The 7120-nt window shown below is 44.6% G+C and carries 8 protein-coding genes; 7 read left to right on the forward strand and 1 reads right to left on the reverse strand.

Features of this window, described 5'->3' with window-relative positions; genetic code table 11:
• The first annotated feature begins 42 nt into the window (after positions 1 to 42).
• From AB4180_RS07025 to mgtE, 6 genes are all read left to right on the forward strand, one after another.
• Complete coding sequence (locus AB4180_RS07025; RefSeq protein WP_102249065.1) at positions 43 to 1503, forward strand: RNA polymerase factor sigma-54; 1461 nt, start codon at positions 43 to 45, stop codon at positions 1501 to 1503.
• Positions 1504 to 1563: 60 nt separating this feature from the next.
• A complete protein-coding gene (hpf, locus tag AB4180_RS07030) occupies positions 1564 to 1851 on the forward strand; it encodes a ribosome hibernation promoting factor (protein WP_009847742.1) in 288 nt (95 codons plus the stop codon).
• Position 1852: 1 nt separating this feature from the next.
• On the forward strand, positions 1853 to 2311 hold the full coding sequence (ptsN, locus tag AB4180_RS07035; RefSeq protein WP_009847743.1) for a PTS IIA-like nitrogen regulatory protein PtsN: 459 nt from the start codon (positions 1853 to 1855) through the stop codon (positions 2309 to 2311).
• Positions 2312 to 2315: 4 nt separating this feature from the next.
• Entirely contained in the window at positions 2316 to 3185 is an 870-nt protein-coding gene (gene rapZ, locus AB4180_RS07040) for an RNase adapter RapZ (RefSeq protein WP_009847744.1), read from the forward strand.
• Positions 3186 to 3187: 2 nt separating this feature from the next.
• On the forward strand, positions 3188 to 3463 hold the full coding sequence (locus AB4180_RS07045; RefSeq protein ID WP_009847745.1) for an HPr family phosphocarrier protein: 276 nt from the start codon (positions 3188 to 3190) through the stop codon (positions 3461 to 3463).
• A gap of 148 nt (positions 3464 to 3611) precedes the next feature.
• Positions 3612 to 4967, forward strand: coding sequence for a magnesium transporter (mgtE, locus tag AB4180_RS07050; RefSeq protein ID WP_012604872.1), 1356 nt, complete (start codon positions 3612 to 3614; stop codon positions 4965 to 4967).
• 97 nt (positions 4968 to 5064) lie between these two features.
• Here mgtE and pmbA read toward each other — a convergent pair whose 3' ends face one another.
• The gene (pmbA, locus tag AB4180_RS07055; RefSeq protein WP_017058910.1) at positions 5065 to 6408 is read right to left on the reverse strand and encodes a metalloprotease PmbA; all 1344 of its coding nucleotides are present in this window, start codon (positions 6406 to 6408) and stop codon (positions 5065 to 5067) included.
• Positions 6409 to 6526: 118 nt separating this feature from the next.
• On the opposite strand from pmbA, the gene yjgA reads away from it, so the two are divergent.
• Entirely contained in the window at positions 6527 to 7051 is a 525-nt protein-coding gene (gene yjgA, locus AB4180_RS07060) for a ribosome biogenesis factor YjgA (protein WP_017097545.1), read from the forward strand.
• The last annotated feature ends 69 nt before the right edge of the window (positions 7052 to 7120 follow it).

A 7120-nucleotide genomic window follows, 5' to 3' on the forward strand; every position in this document is an offset into this window, starting at 1 on the left:
TATCGAGAGTTCTTAGAATAATAACTAGGTAAGTAACACTGAATGAAACCCTCATTACAACTTAAGCTAGGCCAACAGTTAGCAATGACTCCTCAATTGCAACAAGCGATTCGTTTGTTGCAATTGTCTACTTTGGATTTGCAACAAGAGGTTCAAGAAGCACTTGAATCGAACCCACTACTCGATGTCGAAGACGGCAATGAAGATACGCCAACATCGGAAGAAAAACCTAGCAGTGACGAGAAAGAAACAGTTGAAACAGTTGAACAAGACTTACCTGACAGCTCCGATTTAATCGAAAAATCAGAGATCGGCAACGAACTAGAAATCGATACAACTTGGGAAGACGTTTACAGCGCAAACACAGGTAACACTGGCATTGCGATTGATGACGATATGCCCGTTTATCAAGGCGAAACCACACAAAGTCTATACGATTACCTGCTCTGGCAACTCGATTTAACACCATTTACTGAAACTGACCGCAGCATAGCTTTTGCGCTAATTGATGCTATCGATGACCGCGGTTACCTTACCGTATCTTGTGAAGACATCCTTGAGAACTTCGACAACGAAGAGATCGAGCTTGATGAAATTGAAGCCGTTCGTAAACGAATTCAGCAGTTTGATCCGCTAGGTGTCGGTTCTGTGAATCTGCAAGATTGCTTGTTACTGCAATTGGCGACCTTCCCACAAGATACCCCTTGGCTTAACGAAGCTAAGTTAGTACTTACTAGCCATATCGACCAACTCGGCAATCGCGATTACAAACTGGTTATCAAAGAGACCAAGTTGAAAGAAGCGGAACTACGCGAAGTTTTGCAATTAATCCAACAGCTGGACCCTCGCCCTGGCAGTAAGATCACGCCAGACGAAACCGAGTATGTGGTTCCTGACGTATCCGTCTTCAAAGAGCTTGGGAAATGGTTGGTCACCATCAATCCAGATAGCGTGCCAAAACTAAAAGTGAATCAACAATACGCGGCCCTTAGTAGCAAAGGCAGTAGTGCTGACAACCAATTTATCCGCTCAAATTTGCAAGAAGCAAAATGGCTAATTAAAAGTCTAGAGAGCCGAAATGAAACACTACTAAAAGTCGCTCGGTGTATTGTTGAACATCAACGCGGTTTCTTCGAACATGGCGCAGAAGCCATGAAGCCGATGGTACTGAATGATGTGGCTTTAGCTGTTGATATGCACGAATCCACGATCTCTCGTGTGACGACTCAAAAATTCATGCACACACCGCGTGGCATCTTCGAACTCAAGTACTTTTTCTCAAGCCATGTCAGCACTGACAATGGCGGTGAATGTTCATCTACAGCAATTCGCGCACTCATTAAGAAGCTTGTCGCAGCGGAAAATACCGCAAAGCCTCTAAGTGATAGTAAGATTGCTGCTTTACTGGCTGACCAAGGAATTCAGGTAGCTAGACGTACCATAGCGAAATACCGTGAATCTCTGGGCATTGCCCCATCGAGTCAGCGTAAACGCCTGCTATAAACTAAAGTAGTTAACTATTAATTTAGTTGTAACCTGGCAACCAACTGAAAAGGAAAGTCTATGCAAATCAATATTCAAGGCCATCACGTTGATCTTACCGATTCAATGCAAGACTATGTTCACACCAAATTCGACAAACTTGAGCGCTTCTTTGATCATATCAATAGTGTTCAAGTTGTTTTAAAAGTTGAGAAAATCAATCAAATCGCAGAAGCTACCCTGCATATAAATCAAGGGGAAATTCATGCGACAGCAACAGATGAAAGCATGTATGCCGCGATTGATTCATTGGTTGATAAACTTGTTCGCCAACTCAACAAGCACAAAGAAAAACTAAGTAGTCACTAACATGCAATTAAGCGAAGTACTTTCATTGGACTGCACTAAAAGTGCAGTCCAATGCACAAGCAAAAAAAGAGCCCTTGAGCTGATCAGTCAAATCGCAGCAGAAAGCTGCGGTCAAGATTCAACAGAACTGTTTGAGTGCATGCTGAGCCGTGAAAAAATGGGCAGTACAGGTATCGGTAACGGTATTGCGATTCCCCATGCACGCATGAATGTCAGTGATAAAGCGATTGCTGTATTAATACAATGCCAAGACCCAATCGAATTTGATGCTATCGATAACCGCCCAGTTGATCTACTGTTTGCTCTACTTGTTCCTAGTGAACAATGTAAAGAGCATCTGAAAACCCTTTCTTGTATGGCAGAGCGACTTAACGACAAGCAGACTCTTAAACAGTTGCGTAATGCTCAAAGCGATCAAGAGCTTTACGACATCATGATTCAAGTGCCAACTTGCGAGTAATAACATGCGATTAATCGTTGTCAGTGGCCAGTCAGGAGCCGGGAAAAGTGTTGCGCTACGAGTTCTTGAAGACTTGGGGTATTACTGTGTTGATAACCTACCAGTAAACCTGCTCAACGACTTCGTCGAATCGGTACGCGAGATCAATCAAAACGTCGCTGTTAGCATTGATATTCGTAACCTACCAAAAGAGCCTCAGTTAGTTACAGAAACGCTAGACCAGCTAGAAGCCGCCACAGATATAGACCTAAACGTCTTATTTCTAGATGCGAGTAAACAGACGCTACTCAAGCGCTATAGCGAAACACGCAGAATTCATCCTTTATCGATCGGCCAAGAAAAACTCTCTCTTGAACAAGCTATTGATTTAGAAAAAACACTTCTGGCTCCTCTTGTAGAGCAAGCCAGCATTGTGATTGATAGCAGTGACTGTAACCTCTACGAATTGAGTGAACAGGTTCGTTTCAAAGTTGAGGGCAAAGAAAAACAAGAACTCATTATCGTTTTTCAGTCTTTCGGCTTTAAGTTCGGCCTACCAAGTGATGCCGATTATGTGTTTGATGTTCGATTTCTGCCAAACCCTCACTGGGAACCGGCACTACGACCATTGACAGGACTTGATGCACCAATTCACTCTTTCCTAGAGAAACACGCTGAAGTTCTTGAACTCAAGCAACAAATTCAAGGCTTTGTTGAGCAGTGGTTACCCATGTTAGAGAAGAATAATCGCAGTTACCTAACAGTCGCGATTGGTTGCACTGGCGGCAAACACCGCTCAGTTTATCTAACTCAGAAAATTGGTGAATACTTCGAACAACTCGGTCATCAAGTTCAAATCAGACATGCCTCCCTAGAGAAGCACCAACAGGGCTAACCATGGAATTAACTCGAACTGTACTGATCCAAAATCGCTTGGGTCTTCACGCTAGAGCAGCCGTAAAATTGGTTGAGCTTGCCCAAAGTTTTGATGCAACTATCACTATCCATAGCGAAGAAGATAAAATCGCAACTGCAGACAGTGTGATGGGGTTGCTTATGCTGGAATCAGCGCAAGGGCAACACATCACGATCCAAGCTACAGGCACCGATTCACAACAAGCACTTGATGCTGTTTGCCACCTCATTGAAGACAAGTTTGATGAAGGTGAGTAGCGAAAACGAGTCACTCACAACACTGAAGACTCAAACTTCGAACCAACCAGTATTAAATCTTAGTTCTAGCTAAGTTTATGATTTAAATAAGCCCCAGAATTAAGTTACTATTCCAAGCATTGTTAGAATAATGAAATAGGAGGAAAATATGGCAGAGCAATTAGAATTCGACCAAGCTCACCAAACCCTCCAAGAAGTCAGCGAAGCCCTAGAAAACGGCCGATTTGTTCACGTACGTCGACAACTTCAGGACATGGAACCTGAAGATATTGCACACCTTTTAGAAGCCTCCCCTCGCAAAAGTCGTGACGTACTCTGGCAACTCACCGATCCAGAAGACTACGGTGAAATTCTTGATGAACTAAACGAAGACGTCAAAGATGCGCTTGTGTCGAAAATGGCACCAGAAACCTTGGCAGAAGCAACAGAAGGTATGGAAACCGATGACGTCGCGTACGTACTTCGAAGCCTACCCGACGATGTTTCTCGCGAAGTCCTTTCTCAAATGGACTCAGTTGATCGTGCATTAGTAGAAACCGCCCTTTCGTACCCAGAAGATTCAGCGGGTGCGATCATGAATACCGACGTAATCACGATTCGTGGCGACGTCGATGTCGACGTTGTATTGCGCTATATGCGTATGCGTGGCGAATTGCCCGACGCAACCGATGCTCTGTATGTTATTGATGAAGAAGAACGTCTGATCGGTAACCTATCGCTTACCACACTAGTAACGACTCAGCCCGATGTTCCGGTTTCCGAAGTGATGGAAGATGCTGACGAAGCGATCGCGGTTGAAACCAGTGCTTCCGATATTGCCAGCCTGTTCGAACGTCGTAATTGGGTTTCTGCACCCGTTGTTGATAGTAACCAGCATCTTGTTGGTCGAATCACTATCGATGACGTGGTTGATGTTATCCGTGAAGACGCCGAGCACTCAATGATGAGCATGGCGGGTATGGACGATGACGAAGATACCTTCGCTCCAGTCGTAAAATCAGCTCGTCGTCGTAGTGTCTGGTTGGGTGCTAACGTACTCGCAGCACTTGCTGCTGCATCTGTATCCAATATGTTTGAAGCAACACTCGACCAAATGGCAGCAATTGCGGTTCTAATGACTATCGTACCTTCAATGGGCGGGGTTGCTGGTAACCAAACCGTTGCGCTTGTGATTCGTGGTTTAGCTCTCGGTCATATCGGTGACAGTAACAAACGCGAACTACTACTCAAAGAGGCGGCCATCGGCTTCCTAAACGGCGTGTTATGGGCTGTTATCATTGGCGGTATAGTGGTTGCTTGGAAAGGTAACTGGATACTGGGAGGCATCATCTCAGCTGCAATGATGACCAACTTGATTGTCGCTGGTATCGCCGGTGTAACCATCCCAGTAATGCTGAAAAAGATGAATATCGATCCAGCACTTGCGGGCGGTATGGCTCTGACCACAGTAACCGATGTTATTGGCCTATCGGTGTTCTTAGGCTTAGCAACCATACTGATCTAGTTATCATGAGTAGCTAGCGAATTTTTGGCGAAATACAGAAAACAAAAAGGGAGCCATCGGCTCCCTTTTTTAATTCATAATATTGGCGCTAACTTAATTACTCACCCGCGACTTTCATCGACTCAAGCAAGATAGAACCCGTTTGAATTTGTGAACGTGTTTCAACATCGTTACCAACCGCAACAATCTGAGTGAACATGTCTTTTAGGTTACCCGCGATCGTCACTTCAGATACTGGGTATTGGATTTCTCCATTCTCAACCCAGAAACCTGCTGCGCCACGTGAATAATCACCGGTCACGGTATTAACGCCTTGACCCATTACTTCAGTCACAAGGAAGCCGGTGCCTAGCTCTTTTAGCATCTGCTCAAAGTTTTGACCCGTTGATTTAACAAACCAGTTATGAATACCACCAGCATGACCTGTTGGTGTCATATCCATTTTACGTGCGGCATAGCTAGTTAGCAGGTAAGTTGCTAACACACCATCAGTGATGATTTCACGATCTTGAGTGAACACACCTTCGCTATCGAATGGGCTTGAAGCCAAACCACGTAAGATATGAGGGCGCTCAGAAATGTTAAACCAGTCAGGTAAAATTTTCTGACCTAGGTGATCCAATAAGAACGAAGACTTACGGTATAGGTTACCACCACTGATCGCCATCACAAGGTGGCCAATCAAGCCAGTCGCGACATCGTTAGCAAACATTATTGGGTATTGGCCTGTTGGTAGCTTTTTCGCATCCAAACGGCTAATTGTCTTTTCTGCTGCTTCTTGACCTACGCGCTCAGGCGTCCATAGCTCATCACGGTGACGTGCAACGGTATAGCTGTAGTCTCGCTCCATCTCACCGTTAGCGCCTTGTCCAATCACACAGCAGCTCGTGCTATGGCGGCTTGATGCGTAGCTAGCTAGTAAGCCATGGCTGTTACCATAAACTTTAACGCCATAATGGCTGTCGTAGCTTGCACCATCACTTTGCTTGATCTTATCGCTATAAGCTAGCGCTTGCTTCTCAGCTGCAATCGCAATCTCAGCGGCATAGTCAGGGTTTGGTTCATCAGGGTGGAAAAGATCCAAGTCTGGAATTTCTTTTACCATGTATTCTTTTGCTGCAGGACCAGCAAACGGGTCTTCAGAAGTGTACTGAGCGATATCAAGCGCAGCCGCGACTGTTTGAGCAATTGCCTTCTCACTCAGATCAGATGTAGATGCGCTGCCTTTTTTCTGACCGCGGTAAACAGTAATACCTAGAGCACCATCACTATTAAATTCAACGTTTTCCACTTCACACATACGTGTTGAAACACTTAAACCCGTTGACTTAGTAATAGCAACCTCAGCGGCGTCTGCACTCACTGATGCCATATCCAACGCTTTAGCTACTGCGGCTTCTAGCTCAACTCGTTGTTGGGCGACTTGCTGTTTTACATCCATATCTATTCTAATTTTTTAGGTCAATATTACGTAGGATAACAAGAATTTCGCTTTCTCCCCAAGATTCTTGCTAAAATAGGCAATATATTCGTTTGAGATAGTGACATAGGCAGAAAAGATGGCTCGCAAAAACCAAAAAGCCCCATGGGAACCAGAAGAAGAAATCATCTGGGTAAGTAAGACAGAAATGAAAACGGACATGGACGCCCTGCAAAAGCTGGGAGAAGAGCTTGTTGAATTAAAGCCTTCTGTATTAGACAAATTTCCGCTGTCTGAAGATTTGGCACAAGCGATTAAAGATGCACAACGCTTTAAAAATGAAGCGAAGCGCCGTCAACTTCAATACATTGGTAAAGTAATGCGCAGTGTCGATCCAGAGCCAATTCAAGCGGCTTTAGATAAGATTCGCAACAAACACTCTCAAGCAACAGTTGAACTGCACAAACTAGAACAACTGCGTGATCGTGTTGTTGCAGAAGGCGATGCGGCCATTTCAGACGTTATGGAAATGTACCCGGAAGCTGACCGTCAACGTCTTCGTCAGCTCGCTCGTCAAGCTAACAAAGAGAAAGCGGCAAATAAACCGGCTAAGTCTTCTCGTGAAATATTCCAAATCTTAAAAGAGCTAAAGCTAGGCGACTAATCTTCGCCGCCCTTTAATCAGAAAGATAATAAAAGACCTAGCGCATGCTATAATGCCGTTCGGATAAGC

Origin of the sequence: Vibrio sp. 10N.286.49.C3, from assembly GCF_041469545.1 — a bacterium.
GTDB lineage: Bacteria > Pseudomonadota > Gammaproteobacteria > Enterobacterales > Vibrionaceae > Vibrio > Vibrio tasmaniensis_A.

Bases quoted from the DNA above. Each gene is read 5' to 3' on its own strand.
- hpf (WP_009847742.1), top strand. From the start codon at position 1,564: ATGCAAATCAATATTCAAGGCCATCACGTTGATCTTACCGATTCAATG.
- rapZ (WP_009847744.1), top strand. From the start codon at position 2,316: ATGCGATTAATCGTTGTCAGTGGCCAGTCAGGAGCCGGGAAAAGTGTT.
- mgtE (WP_012604872.1), top strand. From the start codon at position 3,612: ATGGCAGAGCAATTAGAATTCGACCAAGCTCACCAAACCCTCCAAGAA.
- AB4180_RS07025 (WP_102249065.1), top strand. From the start codon at position 43: ATGAAACCCTCATTACAACTTAAGCTAGGCCAACAGTTAGCAATGACT.
- yjgA (WP_017097545.1), top strand. From the start codon at position 6,527: ATGGCTCGCAAAAACCAAAAAGCCCCATGGGAACCAGAAGAAGAAATC.
- ptsN (WP_009847743.1), top strand. From the start codon at position 1,853: ATGCAATTAAGCGAAGTACTTTCATTGGACTGCACTAAAAGTGCAGTC.
- AB4180_RS07045 (WP_009847745.1), top strand. From the start codon at position 3,188: ATGGAATTAACTCGAACTGTACTGATCCAAAATCGCTTGGGTCTTCAC.
- pmbA (WP_017058910.1), bottom strand. From the start codon at position 6,408: ATGGATGTAAAACAGCAAGTCGCCCAACAACGAGTTGAGCTAGAAGCC.